The organism is Marisediminicola sp. LYQ134, from assembly GCF_046599635.1.
In the GTDB taxonomy this organism is placed as follows: Bacteria; Actinomycetota; Actinomycetes; order Actinomycetales; family Microbacteriaceae; genus Marisediminicola.
Genome location: NZ_JBKIWP010000001.1, coordinates 317,480 through 344,269 on the forward strand (window position 1 = coordinate 317,480; position 26,790 = coordinate 344,269).

Annotated in this window: 26 protein-coding genes and 1 tRNA gene; 16 read left to right on the forward strand and 11 right to left on the reverse strand. The window is 68.5% G+C overall.

The window, feature by feature from the left end; genetic code table 11:
• The first annotated feature begins 16 nt into the window (after positions 1-16).
• The 4 genes from ACLHIH_RS01515 to ACLHIH_RS01530 are packed head-to-tail and all read left to right on the forward strand — an operon-like array spanning position 17 to position 4,119.
• Positions 17-1,054 carry a glycosyltransferase family 2 protein gene (locus ACLHIH_RS01515; RefSeq protein ID WP_411314948.1) on the forward strand — a complete coding sequence of 346 codons (1,038 nt, stop codon included), beginning with the start codon at positions 17-19 and terminating at the stop codon, positions 1,052-1,054.
• Positions 1,055-1,057: 3 nt separating this feature from the next.
• On the forward strand, positions 1,058-1,867 hold the full coding sequence (locus ACLHIH_RS01520; RefSeq protein WP_411314949.1) for a CDP-alcohol phosphatidyltransferase family protein: 810 nt from the start codon (positions 1,058-1,060) through the stop codon (positions 1,865-1,867).
• On the forward strand, positions 1,864-2,736 hold the full coding sequence (locus tag ACLHIH_RS01525) for a glycosyltransferase family 2 protein (protein ID WP_411314950.1): 873 nt from the start codon (positions 1,864-1,866) through the stop codon (positions 2,734-2,736). Before ACLHIH_RS01520 ends, ACLHIH_RS01525 begins: the two co-directional genes overlap by 4 nt.
• A 54-nt stretch (positions 2,737-2,790) precedes the next feature.
• Entirely contained in the window at positions 2,791-4,119 is a 1,329-nt protein-coding gene (locus ACLHIH_RS01530) for a CDP-glycerol glycerophosphotransferase family protein (RefSeq protein ID WP_411314951.1), read from the forward strand.
• Here the strand turns inward: ACLHIH_RS01530 and ACLHIH_RS01535 are convergent.
• From ACLHIH_RS01535 to ACLHIH_RS01550, 4 genes are read right to left on the reverse strand one after another with little or no spacing between them, the layout of a single operon-like run.
• Positions 4,103-4,918 (reverse strand): hypothetical protein, encoded by an 816-nt coding sequence (locus tag ACLHIH_RS01535; protein WP_411314952.1) that lies wholly within the window; start codon positions 4,916-4,918, stop codon positions 4,103-4,105. The two genes, ACLHIH_RS01530 and ACLHIH_RS01535, sit on opposite strands and share 17 nt — an antisense overlap.
• Positions 4,915-5,694 carry an ABC transporter ATP-binding protein gene (locus tag ACLHIH_RS01540; RefSeq protein WP_411314953.1) on the reverse strand — a complete coding sequence of 260 codons (780 nt, stop codon included), beginning with the start codon at positions 5,692-5,694 and terminating at the stop codon, positions 4,915-4,917. Before ACLHIH_RS01540 ends, ACLHIH_RS01535 begins: the two co-directional genes overlap by 4 nt.
• On the reverse strand, positions 5,694-6,491 hold the full coding sequence (locus ACLHIH_RS01545; RefSeq protein WP_411314954.1) for an ABC transporter permease: 798 nt from the start codon (positions 6,489-6,491) through the stop codon (positions 5,694-5,696). The genes ACLHIH_RS01540 and ACLHIH_RS01545 overlap by 1 nt, the downstream gene beginning before the upstream one ends.
• Before the next feature lie 45 nt (positions 6,492-6,536).
• On the reverse strand, positions 6,537-7,229 hold the full coding sequence (locus tag ACLHIH_RS01550) for an NTP transferase domain-containing protein (RefSeq protein ID WP_411314955.1): 693 nt from the start codon (positions 7,227-7,229) through the stop codon (positions 6,537-6,539).
• 220 nt (positions 7,230-7,449) lie between these two features.
• Here ACLHIH_RS01550 and ACLHIH_RS01555 point away from each other — a divergent pair, with 220 nt between their 5' ends.
• The 3 genes from ACLHIH_RS01555 to ACLHIH_RS01565 are packed head-to-tail and all read left to right on the forward strand — an operon-like array spanning position 7,450 to position 11,434.
• Positions 7,450-9,603 carry an ATP-binding cassette domain-containing protein gene (locus tag ACLHIH_RS01555; RefSeq protein ID WP_411314956.1) on the forward strand — a complete coding sequence of 718 codons (2,154 nt, stop codon included), beginning with the start codon at positions 7,450-7,452 and terminating at the stop codon, positions 9,601-9,603.
• Positions 9,579-11,150, forward strand: coding sequence for an ABC transporter permease (locus tag ACLHIH_RS01560; protein WP_411314957.1), 1,572 nt, complete (start codon positions 9,579-9,581; stop codon positions 11,148-11,150). Before ACLHIH_RS01555 ends, ACLHIH_RS01560 begins: the two co-directional genes overlap by 25 nt.
• Positions 11,151-11,173: 23 nt before the next feature.
• Positions 11,174-11,434: a DUF3039 domain-containing protein gene (locus tag ACLHIH_RS01565; RefSeq protein ID WP_411314958.1), complete on the forward strand. Its 261-nt coding sequence runs from the start codon at positions 11,174-11,176 to the stop codon at positions 11,432-11,434.
• Here ACLHIH_RS01565 and ACLHIH_RS01570 read toward each other — a convergent pair.
• Both ACLHIH_RS01570 and ACLHIH_RS01575 read right to left on the reverse strand, forming a co-directional pair.
• Entirely contained in the window at positions 11,424-12,731 is a 1,308-nt protein-coding gene (locus ACLHIH_RS01570; protein WP_411314959.1) for a nicotinate phosphoribosyltransferase, read from the reverse strand. The genes ACLHIH_RS01565 and ACLHIH_RS01570 overlap by 11 nt on opposite strands.
• 40 nt (positions 12,732-12,771) lie before the next feature.
• The gene (locus ACLHIH_RS01575) at positions 12,772-14,031 is read right to left on the reverse strand and encodes an ice-binding family protein (RefSeq protein ID WP_411314960.1); all 1,260 of its coding nucleotides are present in this window, start codon (positions 14,029-14,031) and stop codon (positions 12,772-12,774) included.
• Positions 14,032-14,287: 256 nt separating this feature from the next.
• On the opposite strand from ACLHIH_RS01575, the gene ACLHIH_RS01580 reads away from it, so the two are divergent.
• The 8 genes from ACLHIH_RS01580 to ACLHIH_RS01615 all read left to right on the forward strand — a co-directional run bounded on the left by ACLHIH_RS01580 (position 14,288) and on the right by ACLHIH_RS01615 (position 21,254).
• Positions 14,288-15,769, forward strand: a complete 1,482-nt coding sequence (locus ACLHIH_RS01580; protein WP_411314961.1) for a cryptochrome/photolyase family protein — start codon at positions 14,288-14,290, stop codon at positions 15,767-15,769.
• Between the two features lie 11 nt (positions 15,770-15,780).
• Complete coding sequence (gene murI, locus ACLHIH_RS01585; protein ID WP_411314962.1) at positions 15,781-16,620, forward strand: glutamate racemase; 840 nt, start codon at positions 15,781-15,783, stop codon at positions 16,618-16,620.
• Positions 16,617-17,348 carry a ribonuclease PH gene (rph, locus tag ACLHIH_RS01590; RefSeq protein ID WP_411314963.1) on the forward strand — a complete coding sequence of 244 codons (732 nt, stop codon included), beginning with the start codon at positions 16,617-16,619 and terminating at the stop codon, positions 17,346-17,348. Before murI ends, rph begins: the two co-directional genes overlap by 4 nt.
• On the forward strand, positions 17,345-17,929 hold the full coding sequence (gene rdgB / locus ACLHIH_RS01595; RefSeq protein WP_411314964.1) for an RdgB/HAM1 family non-canonical purine NTP pyrophosphatase: 585 nt from the start codon (positions 17,345-17,347) through the stop codon (positions 17,927-17,929). Before rph ends, rdgB begins: the two co-directional genes overlap by 4 nt.
• Before the next feature lie 9 nt (positions 17,930-17,938).
• Entirely contained in the window at positions 17,939-19,177 is a 1,239-nt protein-coding gene (locus ACLHIH_RS01600; RefSeq protein WP_411314965.1) for an Nramp family divalent metal transporter, read from the forward strand.
• Positions 19,178-19,181: 4 nt separating this feature from the next.
• Positions 19,182-19,904: a metal-dependent transcriptional regulator gene (locus ACLHIH_RS01605; protein WP_411314966.1), complete on the forward strand. Its 723-nt coding sequence runs from the start codon at positions 19,182-19,184 to the stop codon at positions 19,902-19,904.
• A 19-nt stretch (positions 19,905-19,923) separates the two neighbouring features.
• A complete protein-coding gene (locus ACLHIH_RS01610; protein ID WP_411314967.1) occupies positions 19,924-20,469 on the forward strand; it encodes a HEAT repeat domain-containing protein in 546 nt (181 codons plus the stop codon).
• A 92-nt stretch (positions 20,470-20,561) separates the two neighbouring features.
• The gene (locus ACLHIH_RS01615; protein WP_411314968.1) at positions 20,562-21,254 is read left to right on the forward strand and encodes an SDR family NAD(P)-dependent oxidoreductase; all 693 of its coding nucleotides are present in this window, start codon (positions 20,562-20,564) and stop codon (positions 21,252-21,254) included.
• Between the two features lie 66 nt (positions 21,255-21,320).
• Here ACLHIH_RS01615 and ACLHIH_RS01620 read toward each other — a convergent pair.
• A tRNA-Leu gene (locus tag ACLHIH_RS01620) sits at positions 21,321-21,402 on the reverse strand.
• A 13-nt stretch (positions 21,403-21,415) separates the two neighbouring features.
• A complete protein-coding gene (locus ACLHIH_RS01625) occupies positions 21,416-22,471 on the reverse strand; it encodes a DUF368 domain-containing protein (RefSeq protein WP_411314969.1) in 1,056 nt (351 codons plus the stop codon).
• Between the two features lie 141 nt (positions 22,472-22,612).
• Here ACLHIH_RS01625 and ACLHIH_RS01630 point away from each other — a divergent pair, with 141 nt between their 5' ends.
• The gene (locus ACLHIH_RS01630) at positions 22,613-24,289 is read left to right on the forward strand and encodes a dipeptide ABC transporter ATP-binding protein (protein ID WP_411314970.1); all 1,677 of its coding nucleotides are present in this window, start codon (positions 22,613-22,615) and stop codon (positions 24,287-24,289) included.
• Between the two features lie 16 nt (positions 24,290-24,305).
• Here ACLHIH_RS01630 and ACLHIH_RS01635 read toward each other — a convergent pair whose 3' ends face one another.
• The 3 genes from ACLHIH_RS01635 to ACLHIH_RS01645 are packed head-to-tail and all read right to left on the reverse strand — an operon-like array spanning position 24,306 to position 26,777.
• Complete coding sequence (locus tag ACLHIH_RS01635) at positions 24,306-24,785, reverse strand: glutathione peroxidase (RefSeq protein WP_411314971.1); 480 nt, start codon at positions 24,783-24,785, stop codon at positions 24,306-24,308.
• 43 nt (positions 24,786-24,828) lie between these two features.
• The gene (locus ACLHIH_RS01640) at positions 24,829-25,776 is read right to left on the reverse strand and encodes an ABC transporter permease (protein ID WP_411314972.1); all 948 of its coding nucleotides are present in this window, start codon (positions 25,774-25,776) and stop codon (positions 24,829-24,831) included.
• Positions 25,773-26,777, reverse strand: a complete 1,005-nt coding sequence (locus ACLHIH_RS01645) for an ABC transporter permease (RefSeq protein WP_411314973.1) — start codon at positions 26,775-26,777, stop codon at positions 25,773-25,775. Before ACLHIH_RS01645 ends, ACLHIH_RS01640 begins: the two co-directional genes overlap by 4 nt.
• Positions 26,778-26,790: the final 13 nt, after the last annotated feature.

Consider the following 26,790-nt stretch of genomic DNA (forward strand, 5'->3'; position numbering starts at 1 on the left):
CGCGACTGGATAGCACGTGAGCCCAACTGATACGCCGCAACCCGGGGTCTCGTACATCATGCCCGTGCTCAACGAGGTCGATCACATCGAAGCGGCCGTTCTGAGCCTCACCGATCAGGACTATCCGGGTGACATCGAGGTCGTTCTCGCCCTCGGGCCGAGCGTCGACGGCACCAACGCCGTCATCGACGAACTCGTGCGGGCAGACCCGCGCATCGTGCGCATCGAGAACGAACTCGGATCGACCCCCGGCGGGCTCAACGCGGCCATCAGGGCGTCGACCCACCCGATCGTCGTGCGCGTCGACGCGCACTCGGTGCTCCCACGCGACTACACGCGCATCGCCGTCGAGACCCTCGTGCGCACGGGGGCCGACAACGTCGGCGGCATCATGCGCGCCGAAGGCACGACCCCGTTCGAACGCGCGGTGGCGACGGCCTACGGCGCCCGCGCCGGTCTCGGGGGCACCCCCCACCACGTCGGGGGTGTCGAGGGTCCGTCGGAGACCGCCTACCTCGGGGTCTTCCAGCGTCACCGCTTGCTCGAGGTCGGCTTGTTCGACGAGAACATCAAGCGCGGGCAGGACTGGGAGCTCAACCGGCGGTTGCGTTCCACCGGAGGCACGGTGTGGTTCACCCCTCACCTCGTGGTCACCTACCGTCCGCGGTCGAACCTCCGCGCGCTCATCCGCCAGTTCGTTGCGACGGGTCTCTGGCGGGGGGAGCTCGCGCGGCGCTTCTTCCGAGCGAACTCGCTCCGCTACTTCGTTCCACCGCTCATGGTCATCGGTGTCACCCTCGGCCTCGTCGTGGGGATCGCGGGCCTCGCGCTGCTCGGTTCCGGAGCGGGTTGGCTTGCGTTCGCTCTCGTCGTTCCCGGCGTCTACGTGCTGTTCGTGGCCGCCGCGACGGTGCCGGTCGTGCGGGCGCAGGGCGTCCGCAGCGCGCTCTGGTATCTCATAGTCTTGCCGTGCATCCATTTCGCATGGGGGTCGGGTTTCGTCCTCGGTTTCCTCAAACTCACGAAGAACATCACGGCACACACAGGAAGGTGACGCGTGACCTCACCTGTCTCCGAGCGGCGCCCGTCGTCGATCGCCGAATTGCGCGAGATCACCCAACCTCCCGAGGTGCGCGAGCGTGCCAACGCCGAACACTGGACGGCCTCGCTCTACCTCCGCGACCTGTCGCCCTATCTGACCTGGTGGCTCCTCAAGACCTCGATCTCGGCCAACGGGGTCACGGGCATGATGATCCTCGTCGGGTGGTCGACCGCGGCGGCCCTGCTCATCCCCGGCGTCGGCGGAGCGGCCCTCGCCCTCGTGCTCGGTCAACTGCAGATGCTCGTCGATTGCTGCGACGGGGAGGTCGCCCGCTGGCGCAACACGCGGTCGCCCGCCGGCGTGTTCCTCGACAAGGTGGGCCACTACTCGACCGAGGCCCTCATCCCGATCGCCCTCGGCATCCGCGCGGCCGGTTATCCGTTCGATGTCCCAGCCGATTTCGCCTGGACGACGATCGGTTTCGCCCTTGCCCTCGTCATCGTGCTCAACAAGGCGCTCAACGACATGGTGCACGTCGCGCGCGCGGGCGCCGGTCTTCCCAAGCTCGCCGACCGCAAGGGCGAAGCGGAACCGAGCGCCAGGATGATCGCGCGCTTGCGTCGCGCCGCCCGATTCGTGCCGTTCCACCGCCTCTACCACTCGGTCGAACTCACGATGATCACGTTCGTCGCGGCCCTCATCGGACTCGCCGTCGGCTTTCCGCTCGTCGACCGCATCCTCGTGGGTGCCCTCCTGCCGCTCGCCCTCCTCGCCCTCGTCGGGCACTTCGTCGCCATCATGGCGTCGAAACGCGTGCGCGGGTGAGCGGCCGACCCACCGTCGGCGCCGTTCTCCTCACGCAGGGCACGCGGCCAGTCGATCTCGAGCGGGCACTAGAGAGCATCCTGCGGCAGCAGCACGTCGACGTCGACGTCGTCGTCGTCGGCAACGGATGGAGCCCGCAGGGCTTGCCCGCCGGGGTGCGCGCTCTCGCGCTCGACGAGAATCTCGGCATCCCCGCCGGTCGCAATCGGGGCGTGCCGCTCGTCGAGGGGGAGTACCTCTTCTTTCTCGACGACGACGCGAGCGTGCCGAGCGAAACCTTTCTCGCCGACGCGATCGCCCTGCTCGGCCCGGGGTCGACGATCGGGCTCGTGCAGCCGCGCGTCGTCGATCCGAGTGGGGCTACGAATCCACGGCGCTGGGTGCCGCGCATCCGCAAGGGGGAGGCGACCGAGTCCGGCGACGTCTTCTCGGTGTGGGAGGGTGCCGTCGTGATGCCGCGCCGCGTCTTCGATCGCACGGGTGGGTGGGCTGAACCGTTCTTCTACGCACACGAGGGCATCGAGCTCGCGTGGCGCGTGTGGGATCAGGGGTTGCGCACGTGGTACGCGGGCGACCTCGTGGCCCATCATCCGGCGATCACCCCCACCCGGCACTCCTACTATTACCGGCTCAACGCCCGCAATCGCGTCTTTCTCGCGCGACGCAACCTGCCCGTCGTGCTCATCCCGTTCTACGTCGCGTCGTGGACCGGAGTGCAGCTTCTGCGCTCCGTGCGCAACCCGATGGGGCTGCGGTCGTGGTGGGCCGGATGGATGGCCGGCTGGCGCGAACCGGCGGGGGAGCGTCGCCGTATCAGGTGGGTAACGGTGTGGCGCATGGCGAGGGCCGGTCGACCGCCCCTGATCTAATGGAGTGTCCCCCACCGGACCACGTTTGTCCCCCTAGCAACTGGAGTTCGCCCGATGCCGCTGCGTGACGATGTGAGCACCGGACTCCGACTCGCGAGGTCGCTGTGGCGCTCCCGCATCACCCGCCGACGCCTCGCACGCATCACCCCGACGATGTCGAGACCGGCACCGGGCACCGTGCAGATCGCCGTCTACTTCGCCGACGCCGAAGTCAATCTCTATCAGATCCGTCAGTGGTACGGCCCGCTCGCCGACCTCGCGACGACGTGGCCCGTCACGATCATCTCGCGATCACCCGCAGCCGCCCTGACCCTGTTCGACGAGTCGCCCGTGCCGGTCGTCTACGCGCGCCAAGTGGCCGATCTCGAGCAGTTCATCGCCGATCAGGATCTGCGCGTCGTGCTCTACGTCAACCAGAACTCCCGCAACTTCCAGATGATGCGCTACAGCCGCATGTGGCACGTGTTCATCAATCACGGCGAGAGCGACAAGATGTACATGACGACCAACCAGTTCAAGGCCTACGACTACAGCCTCGTCGCGGGCCAAGCGGCCCTCGACCGTCTCCGTCGCAAGCTCTGGGACTACGACCTCGAGAAGCGCGCGATCCCGATCGGACGCCCTCAGACCGACCATCTCGAGGGAGTTCCGCCGTTCCCCGCCGACGACCGCGTCGTCGTGCTCTACGCGCCCACGTGGGAGGGCGACCGCGCCGCCGCCTCCTACGGGTCGATCGTCTCGCACGGCCTCGCCGCCGTGCGCGCGCTCGTCGCGACGGGGCGTCACCGCGTGATCTACCGTCCGCACCCGCGCAGCGGCGTCGTCGACGCCGACTACAAGGCCGCGAACGACGAGATCATGCGGATGCTCACGGCCGAGAACCTGCGCGATCCGTCAGCCCATCACGTCGTCGACACGGGCGCCGAGCTCGGGTGGCAACTGCGGGTGGCGGATGTCGCGATCACCGACATCTCGGCCATGGTCTACGACCGCCTCGCGACCGGCAGGCCCATCATCGTCACGCGCCCCGTGCACGACGACGCTCTCGTCGACCTCGACGGTTTTCTCGGCGACGCGGATTGGCTCGACGCCGCGGAGGCGACGAGCGTCGTCGACGTCGTCACGCGCGTGCTCGTGAGCACCGAGTCGCAAGAGCGCCTGCAGAGCTGGGTGCGGCACCACTTCGGGGACACCACGGCGGGTGCGGCCACCCAGCGATTCCGCGCGGCCATCGAGCACCTCATGGGGGAGTGGGAGACCCACGCGGCGCTGCACCCCGCCACCTCAGACGACGCGGGCGATCACGCGCTCTCCGACCTCCCGGTCGCGAACACCATCACGCCGGCTGACGACGATGACGAGACGATCATCCGCCGGGTGTGACCTCGCCGGACTCGATCGCGGAATCGCGGCGACCCCGGATCTTCATGCGGCCCCGCAGCGCTCGCAGTGCCGGCCTCGGGGTGTCGGTGCTCGCGCGCGGCTCGAGCTCGACGGGAAAGTCGATCGGGGGTGGACCGAACGCCTCGCGGGAGCTCGTGATCACCCGACGACCGAGCATGTGGTTTCCGGTTCCGCCGATGACGGCGCCGATTCCGAAGGGAATCGTGCGGCCGAGCACCGAGGTGCCCTGTGAGGTCGCGAATCGGCGCACGAACGACCGCTTGATGCGATCCCCGATCTGACCGACGGCCGCTTTCGGCAGGTTCTTGGTGACCATCTCGCCCCAGAACCCGGAGCGGCTCGGTCCGGCGCCGGTGACCTGGGCCGCGAGCTGGCGCACGAGGTCCGAGCCTCCCGTGCCGAGCATCATCGCCATCACGAGGGTGCGGGCACGTTCGGGGTCGCTCACGGCGATGCCGTGCACCTCGGTGACCGACTGAGCGAAGAGCGCGCTCGCCTCGAGGAATCCCGCGGTCTCGACGCCCGAGAGGGCGAGCGAAACGCCGACGCCGACGCCAGGGATGACGGCGCTCGCGCCGACGGCGGCACCTCCGCCCGTCACCGCGGTGAGGTAGCGCCGCTCGAGAATCTGGATCACTCGAGCGGGTGAGGCGTCGGGGTGGTGCTTGCGGATGCTGCGCACGTGAGCCACGACGAGGGGACGCTGCACCGAGAGCAGCCGTTCGATTCCGCGTTCCACCTCGGCGGGCGTGGAACTGTCGGTGGGGGATCCAGTCACTTCTTGACTCCGTATTCGCGGTTGTAGCGGTCGAGCACATCGCCGATCGGACCGTCGACCACCAGAGCGCCCTTATCGAGGTAGAGCCCACGCGTGCAGAAGCGGCGCAGATCTTTCTCGTTGTGGGATACGAAAAACAGCGTACGTCCTCCCGCGAGGAGTTCCTCGATGCGCACGTAGCACTTTTCGCGGAACGCCTTATCGCCGACGGCGAGAACCTCGTCGACGAGGATCACGGGTTCCTCGAGGCGGCTGATCACAGCGAACGCGATGCGCACGCGCATGCCGCTCGACAAGTGCTTGTATGGCGTGTCGAGAAAGTCGCCGATCTCGGCGAAGTCGATGATCTCCGCGAATCGCGCCTCGATCTCGGCTCGCTTCATGCCGTGGAGGCCCGCCGTGAGAAACACGTTGTCGCGCACCGACAGGTCGTCGACGAAACCGCCCGTGATCTCGATGAGAGGGGCGACACCGGCACCGACCTCGACGGTCCCCTCGTCGGGCAGGATGACTTCGGCCACGAGTTTGAGCAGGGTCGACTTGCCCTGCCCGTTGCGGCCGACGACACCGATCGCCTCACCTTGTTGCACGGTGAAGCTCACGTCGCGCAGCGGCCAGAAGTCGTCGGAGCGCATGCGGCGACGCCGGCGCGAGAAGAGGTCTTTGAAGCTGCGGCGGGACCGCCGGTTGCGACGGAAACGGATGCCCGCACCATCCACCCGGATCACGGGTGTCGAGGTGGTGGTGTCGACGGTGTCGAGTGTGTCGGCGGTCATCAGATCTCCTTCAGCACGGCGCGCTCGACCCGAGAGAAGACGACGCTCCCCACGAGGAGGAGGGCCACGGAGACGCCCGCGCCGATGCCGACGGCCACCCAGTCGATCTGCTCGGGGAAGAATGCCCCGCGGTAGAGCGAGAAGATCCCCGCGAGGGGGTTGAACGAGGCGAGCACGTGGAGGTTCTCGGGGAGGTCGCGCAAGCTGTAGATGATGGGGGAGGCGTAGAAGAGAAACCTCAGCACGAGCTTGACAGCACGCTCGAGGTCGCGGAAGAAGACCACGAGGGGGGCGACGATGAGCCCGATCCCGACGAGTAGAACAGCCTGCATGACGACGGCGAGCAGCACATACACGGCTTCCCAGTGGAGCGTCGCCGTCGTGCCGAACGCGAAGACGGCGATCACGGGGATGCTCGCGACGAACTCGATCCCCTTCGAGAGCACGAGGCGATTGACCCAGATGGTGCGGGGGATCTTGGTCGAGCGGATCAGTTTGGCTTCGCGCAGGAACGCGCGCGTGAAGTCGGAGACGGTTCCGTTGAACCACATCCACGGGAGCAGGGCGCACAGGAGGAAGACGATGTAGGGCTCTTCGCCCACGGTGCGCTGGAACACCTGGGTGAAGACGAACCAGTAGATGCCCGCCATGACGAGCGGGTCGAGGATCGACCAGAAGTATCCGAGCGCCGACGTCGAGTAGCGCACGCGGAGATCGCGTCGGGTGAGCAACCAGAGCGAGTGCCGATATCGCCCGAACGACGACCACGAGCGACTGTCAGGCTGCGCGGTTGTCACGTGATCGGGATCCTCTAATTACCGGGGACATCCCGAGACTGGAGCTCAGACGAAGAGGTTGGCCCTCTCGAGGTCCTCGGCGAAGTCGATCTCTACGGCGTAGAGGTCGGAGATGTCGATCGGCTCAAATCGTAGCTTGTCTTGTTCGATCGCCAGCTCGATGCCGCGCTCGAAGTAGTCCTGGTCGGCGACGCGGCCGAGCTGGCGCACGAGGGCCGCCTTGTCGTGGGCGGCGACGTAGTTGATCCCCACGGCCTCACCGAGACCGTTCTTGACGGTCTTCGAGAGCTCGCGGATGTATCCCTCGGCGTCGGTCGTGTACTTGACCTCTTCGTCCGAGACCTTCGCGGTGTTGACCGAAACGAACGACTGGTTCTGTGCGACCATCTTCGCGGCTCGCACGAGGGCTTCGGGGTCGAAGACGACGTCGCCGTTCATCCACAGGACGCCGCCCGAGGCCGAGGCCTTGAGAGCACGCATGAGGCTCTTGGAGGTGTTGGTCTGGTCGTACTGCTCGTTGTAGACGAATGATGCCGCCGGGAACGCCTCGATGATGTGCTCGAGCTTGTAGCCCACGACGATCGTCACGGCGGCGTCGTCGCCGAAAGCGTGAGCGATGTTGTCGAACTGCTGACGCATGATCGTGCGTCCGTCGCTGAGCTCGGTGAGGGGTTTGGGCAGGGACCGACCGAGGCGGCTTCCCATGCCTGCGGCCAGGATGACGATCTGGGTGGTCACGAATTCTCTCCTCTGATGGCTGTCGCCGAGCGAAGAGGGCCGGGAAATCGATTCACCTGGCGTTCATCTCTACGCTCCTGTTGAGACACATCGTCGTGCTTCAGCCCAGTCTAGGTGCGGGCGCCGAATTATGGCAGACATCCACGCGCTTATGTGTCTGTTTTGTGACGCAATACGGGTAGCGTCTGATTCGTCCATACTCTTTCGGTACGGTTGACACGTGGATTCCGACGCAGACGAGGCAACGGTGTCCGGCCCCGTCGAGCGGTCGGAAACCGACTCCGCGGCGACCGGAAAAGTCGGTGCCGACGCTGCCGAATCCGGATCCCGTCGCACCGACGAACCGGCTGGCGAATCCCCATCGGAGCCCGCGACTCGGCCGGCCGCGAAGCCCCGTTCGACTGCCGCCTCTGCTCGTTCGCGCACATCGGGATCCGCGTCCGGAGCGCGCACGACGTCGGCGTCGTCGGGTGGCTCCCGCGGTGCTCCCGCGAAGAAGACGGCTCCGACGCGCGCCGCGCCCAAGTCGGCCGCGAACGCGCGGCCGACCGCAGCTCGCCGTGTCGACCCGACGTCGACAGACGCGTCCGGAGCACGAGGTGCGAGCGAGAGAGCGGACGCTGACCTGCCCGAGACGCCCGCGAGAGCCGCCACACCCCGGTCACCGCGCCCGTCGGCGCCGAAGGGCACCGCGGGGTCGTCGACGCGCGCGCCTTCCGCTCGAACGCCCGCGGCGCGCAAGCCCGCCGCTCGCACGCCCGCGCCCCGCAAACCCGCGTCGCCGAAGCCCGCCTCCGGGAAGCCCGCCTCGTCGAAGCCTGCGGTCACGGCGGCAGAGCCAGCCTCAGTCGACGCTGTCGCCGACGTGACCGAGTCGTCGATCGTGACCGAGTCGACGATCGAGAGCGACCCGTCGATCGAGACTCTTCAGTCCGCCGAGAGCGTTCCCGCACGCGACGAGTCCGTCGACTCGGCGGAACCCGCGGAGGCTGCCTCCGGCGCCCCCGGCGCGAGCTCGAGCGGTGCTCCGTCGAAAGCGGCGGCAGTCGTCGCCGATTCCACGATCGCCGCACCGCGCCCGCCCCGGGAGCGCACCCCGCGAGCCCGCCCGGCGTCGAGCGCCGGTCGCCGACCCGACGCGGCCACCCACGAATCGGCCATCGACCAATCGGCCATCGACCAATCGGTCACCGAGGAAGCGGTCATCGACGAATCGGTGACCGACGAATCGACTACCGACGAATCGACTACCGACGAGTCGGCAACCGACGAAACCGCCGCCGATCACACCGTCATCGAAGAACCGTCCGTTGACGAAACGGATGCCCCTGACCTGCCCGAGGTGGAGGCCGACGCGGCGGGCACCCTCCGGGCCGAGACGCCGACGACCGAGAGCGGGTGGAAGTCGACGAGCGCGCGCTTGCGGGCGATCGCCAATGACGCGACCCAAGCGGCCGCTGCAGCGCGGGAGCGCCGCGCCGAGGCCCGCTCCGCCGCCGAACAGTCGGCCGCCACAGTGCCCGCCCTCGCTTCCGATGCCGGCGCTGACGCCCGCGTCGACGTCGAGGTCGATCGACACAGCGGCTCCGACGACGAAACGCACCACGACGCGTCGCGCGTCGTGCTCGAGATCCGCGGACTCGAGAAGCGCTTCGGTGACACCGTGGCCATCACGGGCGTCGACCTCGAGATCCGGCCGGGAACGATCTTCGGGCTCGTCGGGCCGAACGGCGCGGGCAAGACCACGACCCTGTCGATGATCACGGGGCTGCTTCGCCCCGATCGCGGTTCGATCAGCGTCGACGGGGCGGATGTCTGGGCGGACCCCGCTGCTGCCAAGCGCTCGATGGGCGTGCTGCCCGACCGCCTGAGGCTCTTCGATCGACTGACCGGGGCCCAGCTCCTGCACTACGCGGGCACACTGCGCGGGCTCAAGCGCGCAACGGTCTCCGCGCGCTCGGCCGACCTCGCTCAAGCGTTCGGTCTGGAGGAGGCGCTTCCGCGGCTCGTCTCCGACTACTCGGCGGGCATGACCAAGAAGATCGCCCTCGCGAGCGCGATGATCCATGCACCCAAGATCCTCATCCTCGACGAGCCGTTCGAGACCATCGACCCCGTGTCGGCGGCGAACATCGTCGAGATCCTGCAGAAGTACGCCGCGGCCGGCGGCACCGTCGTGATGTCGAGTCACGGGATGGACCTCATCGAGCGCATCTGCGACGCGGTCGCCATCGTCGTGCGGGGAGAGATGCTCGCGAGCGGCCCCATGAACGAGGTGCGAGGAGGACTGTCGCTCGAGGAGCGCTTCATCGCTCTCGCCGGTGGGCGCAAGGCGGCGGAAGGCATGGAGTGGTTGCACAACTTCTCGGACTGAGGGTCAGTCTCCTGCTCAACTCGTTCCGTCGGCCGCCCGGCCAAGTGCTCGGTGTTCTGCTCGCATCGGCGTTCGCCGTCGCCGCGACGATCGTCGCGATGACCGGGCTCGCGTCCCTGCGCGACACCGAGATCGCCGCAGCGGAGCCCCTCGTTCTCGCTCTCGGCGTCGTCGTCGTCGTGGCGTCCGTTCTCGCACCGCTCGCTTTCGGCGTCGACGACGTTCTCGACCCTCGGCGCTTCGCCCTCTTCGGCGTGCGGACGACGCGGCTCTCGGGCATCGTGCTCGTCGCTTCGCTCGTCGGACTCCCGGGTCTCGCGATCATCGGAGTCGCCGCAGCGCAAGTCGTCACGTGGTCGCGGTCGCCGGGATCGACCATCGTCGCTCTCGTCTCCGCGGCGCTCATCATCGCCACGTGCATCCTCCTGGCACGCATCACGACAGCGCTCGGATCGTTTTTGTTCTCGTCGCGGCGCTCGCGGGAGGTGCTCGGGCTCGCCACCATCATCGTGCTCGTCGCGGCCGCGCCCGCGATCGCCCTCCTCGCGACCGTCGACTGGGATTCCGCGGGGCTCGAGGTCGTCACGACCGTGACCGACCGTCTGGCGTCGACCCCGCTCGCCGCCGCGTGGGCCGCGCCCGCTGCCGCTGCGGCGGGCGACACTGGCGAGGCGACCTCGCGGCTCGCTATCGCGATCGGCACCGTCGTCGTGCTCGCGATCCTCTGGAGGCTCCTCGTCGGAGCGATGCTCACGACGACCCACCGCGAGAGCGACCCGTCGCGTGAGCGCGGACTGGGATGGTTCGGGCGCCTGCCCGCGACACCGCTCGCGGTCGTCGTCGCGCGAAGCCTCACCTACTGGATTCGGGACCCGCGCTATCGCGTGCAGCTCGTTATCGTGCCGATCGTGCCGATGCTCATGATCCCGGTGCTTCTCATCGGGGGCGTCTACTGGCAGAACCTCGCCCTGCTCCCACTCCCGGTCATGTGCCTCTTCCTGTCGTGGTGCGTGCACAACGACATCGCGCACGACAACACCGCCGTGTGGTTGCACGTCGCCTCGAACACGTCGGGCCTCGTCGACCGGCTCGGCCGCGTCATCCCCGTGCTGCTCGTGGGAGTGCCGCTCATCGCGGTCGGTGCGCCCGTGTCGGTGTGGCTCTACGGAGACCCGACAGCGCTGCCCTCGATGATCGGGGTGTGCGTGAGCATCCTGTTCGGTGGCCTCGGTATCGCGAGTGTGCTGTCGGTCGTGCGTGCCTACCCCGCGGTGCGCCCGGGAGACAGCCCCTTCTCACAGCCCCAAGACGGTGGCGGCGCCGCGCTGTTCTCCCAGTCGATCGCGTTCTTCCTCACGATCGCCATCTCGGCGCCCGCGATCGTGTGGGGGCTCTACGGACTCGACGAGCACGGCTCGTTGCCGCTCACGGCACTCTTCGCGGGCGTCACGGCGGGGCTCGTCGTCTTCGTCGTCGGAACGGCGATCGGGGCGCGAGTGTTCGACAGCCGGGGTCCCGAGCTGCTCACGTTCACCGAGCGCAACTGATGTTCGGTCGGTACGATCGGACCATGGCCAGTGACAACCCCGCAGGTGGCGGAACCGACACCCTCGATCGCGAACTCGAAGAGCTCCTCAACCAGGAACAGCTCGAAGACGGCGACCACGAACGCTTCTCGCACTACGTGCAGAAAGACAAGATCCTCAAGTCGGCGATGAGCGGCAAGCCCGTGATCGCGCTGTGCGGCAAAGTGTGGCTTCCGGGGCGCGACCCGCAGAAGTTCCCCGTGTGCCCCACGTGCAAAGAGATCTACGAGAAGCTCAAGAAGTGACGTAGACCGTCGGTAGGGCTGGCTCGCCTCGACTCAGTCTCAGCGCGTCTGCCGGCAGCTCGGCGATGGCGGATGCACGGTGCTGTCGAGCGAGAGCGGTTCCGTCGGCGCCCCGGTAGCGGGAGTCGATGACACCGTTCTCGATGAGGGGAACGATCAGGGATCGCTCGAGCCCCGTCGACACCTGATGCGGGTCGTCGGCGCCGACTCGGATCGTCTCGCTCGTCGCAACGCCGTCGTGGAGTGATCGCACGGGCCACTTCCGCCCTCCGACACTGGCTTTCGCGGCGGACTTCTTCGCGACCGACACCCAGTCGCCGTCGGCGTCGAGCCGGGCCACGAGCTTGTAGACGAGGCCGGCAGCGGGGTGACCCGATCCGGTGACCACCGCGGTTCCGACTCCGAACGAGTCGACGGGAGACGCGCCGAGAGCGGCGATTGCGTATTCGTCGAGGTCGTTGGTGACGGTGATCTTCGTCGACGTCGCACCGCGAGCGTCGAGTTGGCGACGTACGGCGGCGACCTGACCCGGCAGATCGCCGCTGTCGATGCGCACGGCGCCCAACTCGGGGCCCGCGACATCCACGGCGAGGTCGACGGCCCGCGTGACGTCGTAGGTGTCGACGAGGAGTGTCGTTCCCGGCCCGAGCGCCGCCACCTGTGCCCGGAAGGCCTGCTCCTCGGTCTCGTGGAGGAGGGTGAAAGAGTGCGCCGCCGTTCCCATGGTCGGCACCCCCCACGAGCGCCCCGCCTCGAGGTTGCTCGTGGCCCCGAACCCGGCGATGTAGGCCGCGCGAGCGGCAGCGACACCCCCCTGCTCGGTCGCGCGCCGCGAACCCATCTCGGCGAGCGGGCGGCTGTGTGCCGCGCCGACCATGCGCGCGGCGGCGCTCGCGACGGCGGTGTCGTAGTTGAGCACGCTCAGCACGAGGGTCTCGAGGATCACCGCTTCGGCGAAGCCCCCCTCGATGATGAGGAGAGGCGAGCCGGGGAAGTAGACCTCGCCCTCGCGGTACCCCCGGATGGAGCCGCCGAATCGGTAGTCGGCGAGCCAGTCGAGGGTGGCCGGCGCCACGACCTGCTCATCGCGCAGCCACGACAGCTCGGCATCGGTGAAGCGGAACCGCTCGATGAGGTCGAGCAGTCTCCCGGTGCCCGCGACGATGCCGTAGCGGCGCCCGTCGGGCAACCGTCGGGCGAACACCTCGAATACGCACGGCCTGTCGTGCGTGCCCCCGAGGATGGCCGCATCGATCATCGTGAGCTCGTAGCGGTCGGTGAGAAGCGCGCTCGTCATGGGTCGAGCCTAATCAGCCGCGGAACGCCGACCGCCGTGTCTAGTCCGCCAGGCCGCGTCGTCGAGCGATGACGGAGGCGACGGTCAGCATCGCTCCCATCAGAAGCACTCCGGCGCCGATGACGCCGAGCTGCGTGTCGGCTCCGGTGTTGGCCAAGAGGGCGCCGTTCGGGCCGGTCACCGTGCCGGGAACCTCGTCGGTACCTCCACCGGTTCCGGCATCTCCTCCGTCGGTGCCGTCGCCGCCTCCGTCGGTGCCGTCGCCGCCTCCGCCGGTGCCGTCTCCGTCGCCGCCACCGCCGGTGCCGTCGCCGTCCTCGGGTGCCTCGGCCGTGACGATGGTCACATCGACGGTCGTGGGTGTGTCAAAACCGTTGTCGGCTTCGACCGTGAACTCCACGGTGCCCGGGGTCGTCGGGGTGCCGGAGAGCTCGCCGGTCGTCTCGTCGAGTTCCAGCCCGGCGGGGAGCTCGCCGTCGATGACCGAGTAGGTCGCGTCGGGCGTGCTCGTCGTGTCGAAGGTGTAGCTGTACGGCGTGCCCTCGGTCGCGGGCGGAGGCGTCGCGTCGGTGAAGACCGGCGCTGTCGTGATGACGGGGGAGGTTCCCTCCGCGCATCCCTCGGGAACGGTGATGTCGTTGTTGATGAGTGTCACGGCGGCGTCGGCCGAGAGCAACCGGCCCTCGACCGAGGTGTCGTCTCCGAGGGTGATCTCGGCGCGGGCCATGACCGTTCCGGTGAAGTCGACGCCCTCGCCGAAGGTCGCGGCGCTGTCGACCTGCCAGAAGACGTTGCACGCCGATGCGCCCCCGGTGAGGATGATCTCCGCTCCGGCTCCCACGGTGAGGCTGCTCGACGAACGGAAGACCCAGATCGACTCCGCGGTGCCGGCGAGTGTGACCGCCGCGCCGGCGTCGATGAGCAACTCGCCGCCGCCGCCGCCGTCGTAGACGCCGGGTGTCAGCGACAGTCCGGAGATGTTGGGACCGATGTCCGCGGTCGGGGTGAGGCTTTCGGCGTCGGTGATGGCCGCGTCGAGGTTGGTCTGAGCGGTGGTCGTGATCTCACCGGTCGGCTGGATGACTCCACCCGCGGAGGTCGATCCCGCGGGAGCCCCCTCGAATCCGGTGATGGATGTCCCGGGAGCGACGCCGACGTCGCCGGCGACGACGGTGGGCCCGGTGTTGGTGATCTCGGAACTCGCGAGAACACCGAAATCTTCGGCTCCGCCGAGATCGATCGGACCCAAAAGAATGACAGCCGCGGACGCGGAACTCGCCGTCCCCAGCGCGAGAGCCACCCCGAGGATTCCTGCAGCGCCGATAGTGGCGATCCTGCGAGACGTGCTCCGTTTATTTGTTTTTTCGGTCGTTTGTGCAAACACAGTTTCCCCCTGCTTATGCGGAGGGGTGTGCGCGTCGCTCAGCGAGCGGGCCGTCGACCTCGTCCCCTGATTCATATCAGTAGTTGGCCGGATTAGCGAGCGTGCACAGGATGTCCGCGGCAAGCGGCTATCTGCAGAGTCGATGACAGGGGCACGGGCTAGCCTTCGGCTCATGGAGCGCACACGCTGGATCTTCTCCGGGCAACTCGGCGAGGAGTTCGACGACGGGGGGCGGGTTCTGCTCATCGAGGCGAGGTCGGTGATGCGCCGGGCGCCCCTCCACCGGGCGAAAGCGCACCTCATCCTCTCCGCCATCCGTCATCGCGCGCGGGAGCTCGGCGATCGGGCCGAGTTCCACCAGGTCGACACGTATCGCGAGATCGTCGAGGGTCGAGACGACCTCGAGGTCATCGACCCGACCTCGCACGGCGCTCGTCGCTTCGTGCGACGGCACGGCATCGCGGTGCTTCCGAGCCGGGGCTTCATCACGAGCGAAACCGACTTCACCGAGTGGGCGGATTCCCGCGGGGGCAAGAGGCTGCTCATGGAGGACTACTACCGGGTCGCTCGAGAGCGCACCGGGATCCTCATGGAGGGCGACACGCCCATCGGCGGAAAGTGGAACTACGACCACGACAACCGCGCCTCTCCTCCGAAGGGCGCCGTGAGCCTCGGTTTGCCCGAACCGTGGTGGCCCGAAGAAGACGACATCGACGCCGAGGTGCGTGCCGATCTCGACCGGTGGGCTGCTGCAGGGGATGTCACGCTCGTCGGAGACGACGGCCCCCGGCGTTTCGCCGTCACGCCCACCGAAGCTCGGGCTGCCCTCGCCGACTTCATCGAGTCGCGCCTGGGCGACTTCGGCCCGTTCGAAGACGCCATGCTCGCGGGCGACTGGACGATGGCGCACTCGCTGCTGAGCGTGCCCATGAATCTCGGTGTTCTGAGCCCGCGCGAGGTCATCGACGCTGTCGAAGCCGAGCACGCCGCGGGGCGTGCGCCCATCGCGAGTGTCGAGGGGGTCGTGCGCCAGATCATGGGCTGGCGAGACTGGGTGTGGCACCTCTACTGGCGGCTCGGACCCGACTACGTCACCTCCAACAACGCTCTCGCAGCCACGACTCCCATCCCGCAGGAGATACTCGAGCTCGACGCCGCGGCGATCGAAGCGCGATGTCTCAGTGAGTCGATCGACGGTGTGCGGCGGCACGGGTGGGCGCACCACATCCAGCGGCTCATGGTCATCGGCAACTGGTCGCTGCAGAGGGGGTACGACCCCGCTCAGCTCAACGACTGGTTTATCAGGATGTTCGTCGACGGCACGCCGTGGGTGATGCCGGCCAACGTCGTGGGGATGTCGCAGCACGCCGACGGCGGCATCGTCGCGACCAAGCCCTACGCCTCGGGCGGGGCGTACATCTCGAAGATGAGCGACTACTGCGGAGGCTGTCGCTTCGACCCCAAGGTGCGACTGGGGCCGACCGCGTGCCCGTTCACCGCGGGCTACTGGGCTTTTCTGGATCGCACCGAGTCGCGATTGCAGGGCAACCACAGGATGGCTCAACCGCTCGCGGGACTCCGCCGTCTGAGCGATCGCGAAGCGGTCGTGGAGCAGGAGCGGCGCCGCGTCGGTTTCGGAACGGTAGACGACTAAACTCGACCCTCGTGAGCGACGCACCGATAGGCATCTTCGATTCGGGGGTCGGCGGTCTCACTGTCGCGCGGGCCATCATCGACCAGTTGCCTGGCGAGTCCGTTCTGTATGTGGGCGACACCGCGCATTCGCCGTACGGCCCCAAGCCCATTGCGCTCGTGAGGGAGTACACCCTCGCCGTGCTCGACGACCTCGTCGAACGCGGCGTCAAGATGATCGTGATCGCGTGCAACACGGCGTCTGCCGCCACCCTCCGCGACGCGCGCGAGCGCTACACGCAGCAGCTCGGCATCCCCGTCGTCGAGGTCATCCAACCCGCCGTGCGCGCTGCCGTCGTGCAATCGCGCGTCGGTCGCATCGGCGTCATCGGCACGACGGGCACGATCATGAGTCGCGCCTACGACGACGCGTTCGCCGCTGCCCCCCACCTCTCCGTGCACTCGCGCGCGTGCCCGCGATTCGTCGAGTTCGTCGAAGCGGGGATCACGAGCGGCCCCGAACTCTTCGATGTCGCCGAGGAGTACCTCGCGCCCCTCAAAGCCGAGGGGATCGACACACTCGTTCTCGGGTGCACGCACTATCCGCTGCTCGCGGGGGCCATCCGCTACGTCATGGGGCCGGGAGTCACGCTCGTGTCGAGCGCCGACGAGACGGCGGCGGATGTCTACCGCACCCTCGTGCAGCACGGGATCGAGCGCACCGACCCCGCCCCACCGACCTACGAGTTCGACGCGACGGGCAAGAGCAAGATCGAGTTCACACGGCTCGCCCGCCGTTTTCTCGGCCCCGAGGTGTCGACGGTCGAACTCGTCGAGACCGGAACCATCCCGCTACCAGAGAGACACACATGACCGACACCCAGAGAATCGATGGTCGCACTCTCGACCAGTTGCGCCCCGTCACGATCGAGCGCGGCTGGAGCGACCAAGCGGAAGGCTCCGCGCTCATCTCGTTCGGCCGCACCAAGGTGCTGTGCACCGCGTCGTTCACCAACGGGGTTCCGCGGTGGATGTCCGGCAAAGGCAAGGGGTGGGTCACGGCCGAGTACTCGATGCTTCCGCGCTCAACGAACGACCGCATGGACCGCGAGTCGGTCAAGGGAAAGATCGGGGGGCGCACACACGAGATCTCGCGCCTCATCGGTCGTTCGCTGCGTGCCGTCGTCGACATGAAGTCGCTCGGCGAGAACACCATCGTCATCGACTGCGACGTGTTGCAAGCCGACGGGGGAACCCGCACCGCAGCCATCACGGGGGCCTATGTCGCTCTCGCGGAAGCGCTCGAGTGGGGGCGCTCGAAGAAGTTCATCGGGCAGAACGCGAAGCCTCTCATCGACAGCGTCGCGGCCGTGTCGGTCGGCATCGTCGGGGGAGAGCCCATGCTCGATCTCGCCTACACCGAGGATGTGCGCGCCGAGACCGACATGAACGTCGTCGCGACCGGGCGCGGTCTCTTCGTCGAGGTGCAGGGCACCGCCGAGGGGGCACCGTTCGATCGCCGCGAACTCGACGCCCTCCTCGATCTCGCCCTCGGTGGCACGGCCGATCTCACGCGCCTGCAGACCGAGTCGCTCGCGTGACCCGGGTCGTTCTCGCGACGCACAACGCGCACAAGGTCGACGAACTCCGCGCGATCCTCGGAGACGCTCTCGCGGGCATCGAGCTCGTCGGATACGACGGCCCCGAGCCCGTCGAAGACGGGGTGACCTTCGCCGAGAACGCCCTCATCAAAGCGCGAGCCGCCGCCGTCCACACGGGGCTTCCGGCTCTCGCCGACGACTCCGGCATCAGCGTCGACGCGCTCGACGGTGCTCCGGGCATCCACTCGGCCCGCTTCGCGGGAACGCGAGACGACGCCGACAACCGCGCCCTGCTGCTCGAGCGGCTCGAGGGGGTCAGCGACCGCGCCGCCCGATTCGTGTGCGCCGCCGCTCTCGTGACGCCCTCGGGATTCGAGCACGTCGAGGTCGGGGAATGGCCCGGTGCGGTGTTGCTCGAGGCGAGGGGCGCCGGCGGTTTCGGCTACGACCCGATCTTCGCGCCGGTCGGCTCGGCCGGGTCGGCGGCCGAGCTCACGAGAGACGAGAAGAACGCCGTGAGTCATCGGTGGCTCGCGTTCTCCGCTCTCATGCCGGTGGTTCGCGAGCGCGCCTCCGCGTAGTCTTTCGGCATGCCGAAAACGGATGTCGTCAAACGCCGAAATTCGGTGCGCCGCGCCGTGCTGCTCGGGCCCGCTCTCGTCGCCGCGGTGGCCTACGTCGATCCCGGCAACGTCGCCGCCAATCTGACGGGAGGCGCCCGCTACGGATACCTTCTCGTGTGGGTGCTCGTCGTCGCGAACCTCATGGCCGCCCTCGTGCAGTACCAGTCGGCCAAGCTCGGCATCGTCACGGGCAAATCGATGCCCCAGCTGCTCGGCGCGAGGCTCGGCACGAAATCGCGCCGCGCGTTCTGGGCGCAAGCCGAACTCATCGCGATCGCGACCGACGTCGCGGAGGTCATCGGCGGCGCGATCGCCCTGTACCTCCTGTTCGACATCCCCCTCGTCGTAGGCGGGGTGATCGTGGGGGTCGTCTCGATGGTCATCCTGTCGAGCCAGAACCGGCTCGGCCAACGCACCTTCGAGTCGGTCATCATCGCGTTCCTCGCGATCATCGCCGTGGGGTTCCTCTCCGGGCTCGTCATCAACCCGCCGGACGGCGGGAGCATCGTCGGCGGACTCGTGCCGCGCTTCGAGGGCACCGGGTCCGTTCTGCTCGCCGCGAGCATGCTCGGCGCCACCGTCATGCCCCACGCGATCTACGTGCACTCGGCACTCGCGCGGGACCGTCACGGTCACGCCACGACGACGCTCGAGCGCACGAGTCTGCTCCGAGCGACGAAGTGGGATGTCGGCATCGCCCTCGCGATCGCCGGAATCGTGAACCTCGGCATGCTCCTTCTCGCCGCCGCCAACCTGCAGGGGGTCGAGGGCACCGACTCGATCGAGGGAGCGCACGCCGCGATCGACGACGCTCTCGGTGCGGGGATCGCCCTCGTCTTCGCGATCGGGCTGCTCGCATCCGGACTCGCGTCGACGGCGGTCGGGAGCTATGCGGGGGCAACGATCATGGAGGGGCTCTTCCTCAAGCGCGTGCCGCTGCTGCTGCGGCGCGGCCTCACGATGCTCCCGGCGCTGCTCATCCTCGCGATCGGGTTCGACCCGACGACGGCCCTCGTGCTCAGCCAGGTGGTGCTGAGCTTCGGCATCCCCTTCGCGCTCGTGCCCCTGTGGCGGCTCACGAACGATCGCCGGCTCATGGGGGAGCAGGCCAACCCGCCGGCGGTGAAGGCGGCGCTCGGAATCGTCGTCGCCCTCGTCGTGACTCTCAACGTGGCACTCATCGTGCTGACCGTCACAGGGGTGTGACGAGGTGACCGACCGCACTCCGCCCGCGGGCGCACCCCGCCGCGGTCTCGGCCACGCCGCCGAGGACTACCTCAAGGCCATCCACGCCCACACCGAGTGGCAGAGCGTGCCGATCACGACCACGAGTCTCGCCGCGAGCCTGTCGCTCGCCCCATCGACAGCCACGGAGATGGTCAAGAAGCTCGCCGCGGCGGGTCTCGTGACCCACGTGCGGTACGGCGCCGTGTCGCTCACTCCCGAGGGGTCGGCGCTCGCGCTCGCGATGACGCGTCGGCACCGTCTCATCGAGACCTGGCTCGTCGAGTCGTTCGGCTACACGTGGGACGAAGTGCACGACGAGGCAGACGTTCTCGAACACGCCGTGAGCGACCGGTTGCTCGACGCGATCGCGCAGCAGCTCGGCGACCCCGTGCGCGACCCCCACGGCGACCCGATCCCGACTCGCTCGGGGGAGATCGTCATCCCCGACGCCGTGTCGCTCGGCGATCTCGCCGACGGGAGTTCCGGGGTCGTCGTGCGCATCCGCGACCGTGACCCCGAGCTGCTGCGCTATCTCGCGGCCGAGGGGGTGAGCGTCGACGCGCGGGTCACGGTCGAGCAGAGAAGACCGTTCGGGGGAGCGCTCGTCGTGAGGGTGACCCCCGCCGGGGGTGGTCCGGAAACCGTGATCGATCTGGGCGCCGAGGCCACGGCGTCGTGCTGGGTCGCGGTCGACGGGCGCGCGTGACGCGGTAGCGTTGACGGCCATGACCTCCGACACCCTCCCCGACCCCCTCGCGATCCTCGACGACCCGATCGGAACGCGATTCACCAAGGTCGCCGCCGTCATCGGCCCCGACGCCGTCGTGGAGCGAGCCCTCGCCCTTCTCGCGGGGGCGAATGCGGGAGAGGACTTCTTGCTCTACGCGGGAGGCAAGCACGCGAAGGGCGTGCTCGAGGGCGCACCGCCGCTCTACTGGCCCGAGGTGTGGGGAGCTCGCGCCCTGCTCTACGTGTGGAACGACACGGCCGTGGACGCCGTCATCGCCGGACTCACGAACGAGGCCTGGCGTGTGCGCGAGATGTGCGCTCGAGTCGCCGCCGAGCGCGGTGTCGAGGCGCCGGATCACCTCCGCGCTCTCCTCACCGACGATGTCGCGCGAGTCCGTGCCGTGGCAGCCGAAGCTCTCGCCGCGACCGGGGGCAGCGCCGACCTCGACGCCGTGCACGCTCTCGTGAAAGACGCCGACCTCGAGGTGCGCAAGCGTGCCGGAGCGGCGTCGCGATCGATGCGCGCTCGCCTCGGCGGCTGACCGCAGACAGTTCGCTGTCAGGCGATCGAGTATCCGCTGTGAACGCTCGCCTTCTCGACGAGCCACCGCGAGTGCGCTTCTAGGCTGGCGGCATGACTCGACTCGATGGTGCCGTGATTCTCGTGACCGGAGCGACGGGCGGACTCGGCTCCCGCGTCTCCACAAGACTGACGGATGCCGGCGCCACCGTCGTCCGCGCCGCACGACGCCCGGCGAGCCTCACGGGCGACGACGCGATGACCGCCGACCTGCGGGCCCCCGGCGCGCCCGCGGCGCTCGTCGCCGCGACGCTTGAGCGCCACGGACGACTCGACGGTCTCGTCGTCGCGGCGGGAGTGGTGGCCTTCGGCCCGGCTGCCGACCTCGAGGACGCGACGATCGACGAACTCTTCGAGACGAATGCTCTCGGGCCGATGAGACTCATCCGAGACGCCATGCCCGCGCTCGCCGCATCCGCGGCCGAGGGGCGCGAGCCGTTCGTGCTCACGCTCAGCGGCATCGTCGCTGACACCCCCACGGCGGGCCTCGCGGCCTACTCGGCCTCGAAAGCCGCGCTCGCGGCCTTCACCACCGCGGCATCCCGGGAGTTCCGGCGCCAGGGTGTGCGACTCGTCGACGCGCGACCGGGGCACACCGAGACGGGTCTCGCGACGCGGCCCATCGAAGGCACCGCTCCCGCCTTTCCGACCGGATACGACCCCGACGCCGTCGCGGAACGCGTCGTCCGCGCGATCGCCGACGGGGAGAAAGACCTCCCCGACTCGGCGTTCGCGCCGGCCGGCTGACCCGCGGCACAGCGGGTCGACACGGCCACGAGGCGACTCCGTGGCGGTGTGGTCAGTGACGGTGGGTGCGGGAGAAGGGACTTGAACCCTCACGCCTTGCGGCACAGGAACCTAAATCCTGCGTGTATACCAATTTCACCACTCCCGCGAGCGGTTCAAGCCTAACGGCGGCCGCGCTCGTCGGACGGGCCGACGGTGCCGTCGTCGACCGGCTGGGCGTCGGCATCCGGCTCGGGGTCGGTCACGCTGTCGGCCGACGCGAGGCGCCGCTTCACGAGGGTGTTCTCGATGACGATGAGCACGGCGACGACGGCTATGCCGACGAGGAAGAGCAGCACGGCTGTGGTGACGTCGTCACCGGGGGCCTGCAACTCGTTCTCCTCCGACTGCCACGGCCACAGGGCACGGAGCGAACCGACCATGAGTCCGGTCATGATCACGAGGGTGATGCGATGCCGGTGGGCGAGCAACCACTGCAGGCCCGAGACGAAGACCCCGAGACCGAGGGCCGCGCCGACGACGAACACGCCGAGGTAGACGAAGTCGCGATCGTTGACGGCCGCGAGGGTCGGGGCGTACATGCCGACGGTGAGCAGCAGGAACGATCCGGACACTCCCGGGAGCACGAGGGCGCACACGGCGAACGCTGCCGCGATGGCGACGACGATGAGGGAGGGGTCGGCCTCGGCGGCCGGCGGGATGCCCGTGAGGAAGAAGGTCGCGACGGCCGCGACGGTCGCGATGAGGATCTCGCGGATGTGCCAGAACCCTCCGACCATGCGGATGGGCACGATGAGCGACGCCGCGATGAGGCCGGCGAAGACGGCTTTGGTCTGCACGGGATTCGACTCGAGGAGGGGAGCGAGAAGGCTCGCACCCACGACGATCGCCGCGAGCATCCCGACACCGATGGGGAGCACGACCGACCAGCGCACCGAACGGAAGTGCGCTGACGCGCGAGACAGGCCACGGCCGCGCACGCCGTCGGCCACGAGGAGGGCGACACCGCGGGCGAGGTGACCCGCGCCGTCGATGAGGGCCTCGTAGACGCCGACGATGAGCGCGATCGTTCCCCCGCTCACGCCCGGAACGATCTCGGCGGCACCGATGAGGGCGCCGCGGATGGCATCGAACAGCACGCGGACGACACGGCTCGAACCGGTGCCGCCCGAATCGGTCGAGACAGTCGAAGCGGGGGTGGGGCGTGACGAACTCATGAGGCCTTTCGGACCGGCGAGGGGTGATCGTGAATGATACCAAGACCCCGCGGTCGAGACCGCGGACCCCGTGCCGTTAACGCTGCGTAACGAGTGCGGGAATGGTCACCCGCGCGGCGTCCGAGCCGACAGAATGGACGGATGGTCACGACGCCGAAACCACTCCTGCACGTGCGCGATCTGACGATCGGCTTCCGGACGCCCGGGGGCCTCGTCGAAGCGGTCAAGGGAGTCGACCTCGATGTCGCCGAGGGCGAGACCGTGGCGATCGTCGGAGAATCGGGATCGGGCAAGTCGACGACGGCGATGGCGATCATCGGACTCCTCGCCGGCAACGGCGACGTGACGCGCGGGAGCATCCAGTTCGACGGCACCGAGCTCGTCGGTCTGCCCGAGTCGAAGATGCGGTCCGTGCGCGGCGCGTCGATCGGCCTCGTTCCCCAAGACCCGATGTCGAACCTCAACCCCGTGTCGAAGGTCGGCACTCAAGTGGCCGAAACCCTGAAAGCCCACAACATGGTCACGAGCTCGGGCCTCGAGGCCGGCGTCATCGCCGCGCTCGCCGCCGCCGGACTGCCCGACCCCGCGGCGACCGCGAAGCAATACCCCCACGAGCTCTCGGGGGGGATGCGCCAGCGCGCCCTCATCGCCATCGGACTCGCGTGCCGGCCGCGGCTGCTCATCGCCGACGAGCCGACGAGCGCCCTCGACGTGACGGTGCAGCGCACCATCCTCGACCAGATCGAGCGCATGACGAGCGAGTTCGGCACGAGCGTCGTTCTCATCACCCACGACCTCGGTCTCGCGGCCGAGCGCGCGAGCCGCGTCGTCGTGATGAACAAGGGCGAGGTGGTGGAGACCGGTGCGGCCGCAGACATCCTCTCCCGCCCGCAGCACGAGTACACCCGGAGGCTCGTGGCCGCGGCGCCGAGTATCGCGATCGCGCGCGCGGTGCCGGTGCACCGCGATGTCGTGGTCGAGGACCGCGGTGCGGCCCCCGCGACAGGCGGCACGGCAGCCGCGAATACCCCCGTGGACAACATCGTGGAGGTGCGCGACCTCACCAAGATCTACAAGCGCCGCGGCGGCCGCAGCGACTTCGTGGCCGTGGACAGCGTGAGCCTCGACATCCCGCGCGGCAAGACCGTGGCGATCGTGGGGGAGTCGGGGTCGGGCAAGACCACGACCGCCCGCATGATCCTGCGGGCCATCGAGCCGACGAGCGGGAGCATCCTGTTCGACGGCGACGACGTCTCGGCGATGGATTCCGCGGCGCTGCGGTCGTTCCGCGAGAACGTGCAGCCCGTGTTCCAAGACCCGTACTCGTCGCTCAATCCGTCGTTCTCAGTGCAGCGCATCATCGAGGAGCCGCTCTCGGTCTACGGGCGCGGGTCGGCCAAGGAGCGTCGCGCGCGTGTGCTCGAGCTGCTCGACCAGGTGTCCCTCCCGACGAGCACAGCCGGCCGCTACCCCTCGCAATTGAGTGGCGGGCAGCGCCAGAGGGTCGCGATCGCGCGCGCTCTCGCGCTCAAACCGCGACTCATCGTGTGCGACGAGCCCGTGTCGGCTCTCGACGTGCTCGTGCAGGCGCAGATCCTCGACCTCCTCGCCGACCTGCAGAGGGAGCTCGGTTTGAGCTACCTCTTCATCAGCCACGACCTCGCCGTCGTGCGTCTCATCAGCGACACCGTGTGCGTCATGCAGAACGGGTCGATCGTCGAGGCTGCTCCGAGCGAGCAGATCTTCGAGAGCGCACAGCACCCCTACACGCAGCAGTTGCTCGCATCCATTCCGGGTGCGGCGCTCGACGTCGCCTGACCGCCACTGCGCGGCGTCAGGCGAGCGCGCCCTCGATGAGCGCGACGATCGCGGGGTCGTCGGGCTCGACGGTGCTGCGAAAGCGGTGAACGGCACCGTCGGGCATCACGACGAACTTCTCAAAGTTCCACAGCACGGGGCCCGCGAGACCGTGCGAGTCCTTGGTCTTCTTCAACTCGCTGTAGAGCGGATGTTTGCTGCGACCGTTGACCTTCGTCTTCTCGAACATCGGAAACGTGACACCCCACGTGGCCGAGCAGTATTCGCCGATCGCGTCGGAGTCGCGCAGCTCTTGCGCGAACTGGTTGCTCGGAAACCCGAGCACCGTGAAGCCCCGGTCGCCGTAGCGGCGCTGCAGCGCCTCGAGCTTCTCGTATTGCGGCGCGAGCCCGCATCGCGAGGCGACGTTGACGACGAGCACGATCGACCCGCTGTAGCGGCCGAAGGTCTCGGGGGTTCCGTCGAGGCGGGTGAGCGGGATGTCGGCGAGGGTCATGGCGTCAGGGTACGCCCGCCGACATCCCGTCGGCTGGGGGCGGTTATCTCGTGCCCGCCGTGGGGTCGAGGGCTTCGCGGAGCGATTCGCCGAGCAGCGTGAACCCGAGGGCCGTGATCGCGATGCAGAGGCCCGGCAGGAACGCGAGGTGCGGGGCGATCGCGAGCTCGTTCTGCGCGTAGGTGAGCATGCGGCCCCACTCCGCGGTCTCGGGGCGACCGCCGCCGAGGCCCAGGAACGAGAGTGCCGCCGCCTCGATCACGGCGGTCGCGAGGCTCAGCGTGCCCTGCACGATGACGGGGCCGAGACTGTTGGGGAGCACGTGGGTGAGGCTGATGGCGCTCTTGCCGAGGCCGAGGGTGCGCGCAGCGAGCACGTATTCCTTGTTCTGCTGAGCGAGCATCGACGAGCGCAGCAAGCGCGCGAAGATCGGCACTTGCGAGACACCGATCGCGATCATGATGGCGGCGGGGTTCTGCCCGAGGATCGCCGCGATGCTCACGGCGAGCAGGAGGTTGGGCACCGAGAGCAGGATGTCGACGAACCTCATGATGACGTTGTCGACCCAGCCGCCGAAGGTTCCCGCGACCCAGCCGATGAGCATGCCCCCGGCGAGACCGAGAGCCGTGGAGATGAGCCCGATGAGGAGCGACGCTTGGGCGCCCCAGATGAGCTTGCTCAGAACGTCGCCACCGAAGCGGTCGATGCCGAGCGGGAACAGCGGGTTCTCGCCGATACCGGGCAGGTTCGTCGGTGTCACCTCGCGCTGACCGGGCAGCGCCGTGCCGGGGTAGGGCGCGAGGAGCGGGGCGAGCACGGCGATGAGCACGAAGACGAGCACGACGATCGCGCCCGCAATCGCTTGCGGGTTGCGTCGCAAGCGTCGCCACGCGTCGCGCCACAGGCTCGAGCCGTCGAGCTCGGCCGAGGAGCCCGCGGGGCCCGGCTTGAGCGGTCCGCCGCCGGGGGCGGGGGGAATGTCGTTGGTCATTGAACACGCACCCTGGGGTCGATGATGCTGTAGCTGATGTCGACGATCAGGTTGATCACGGCGTAGAGGATCGCGATGAAGAGGATGAACCCCTGCAGCACGGGGAAGTCGCGACGGAAGATCGCGTCGGCGAGAAAACTGCCGACGCCCGCGAAGGCGAACACGGTCTCGGTGAGCACCGCTCCGGAGATGAGGAGCCCGAGCTGGAGGCCGATGGTCGTGACGACGGGGAGCAGCGCGTTGCGCAAGACGAAGCGGTCGCGGATGAGGTTCGAGGCGAGCCCCTTCGCGCGAGCGGTGCGCACATAGTCGGCTCCCGCGACCTCGAGCACCGATGCTCGCGTGATGCGGGCGATGATGGCGAGCGGGATGGTTCCGAGCGCGATGCCGGGCAGCACGAGGTGCATGAGGGCGTCGGCCGAGGCATCGAGTTCTCCCGTGAGGAGGCCGTCGAGCACGGCGAAACCGGTGACGCTCGTGGCGTCGATGCGCGGGTCGAGCCGACCGTCGGGCGGGAACCAGCCGAGCTGTACGGCAAAGAAGTATTTGAGGATGAAGGCGAGGAAGAACACCGGAACCGTGACCCCGATGAGGCTCACGACGACGGCGACGTGGTCGGGGGCCTTGCCGTAGTACTTGGCCGAGAGGTAGCCGAGCGGGATGCCGATGCCGATCGCGAAGATGAGCGCGACGACCGTCAGTTCGATCGTGGCCGGAAAACGGTTGGCGAACTCTTCGAGCACGGGGCGCCCGGTCTGGATCGACGACCCGAAGTCGCCGGAGATGAGCCGGCCGAGGTAGGTGAAGTACTGCTCGAGCACGGGGCGGTCGAAGCCGTAGGCCGCGTTGATCTCCGCGATGCGGTCGGGGGTGGCCCGTTCGCCGAGGAGAGCGGATGCGGGGCCTCCCGGGAGGGAGCGCACCCAGAGGAACAACAGAATCGAGAGACCGAGGAGGGTCGGCACGAGCAAGCCGACCCGCTTGGCGATGAGACGCAGCACGGGGTCCTTCCGG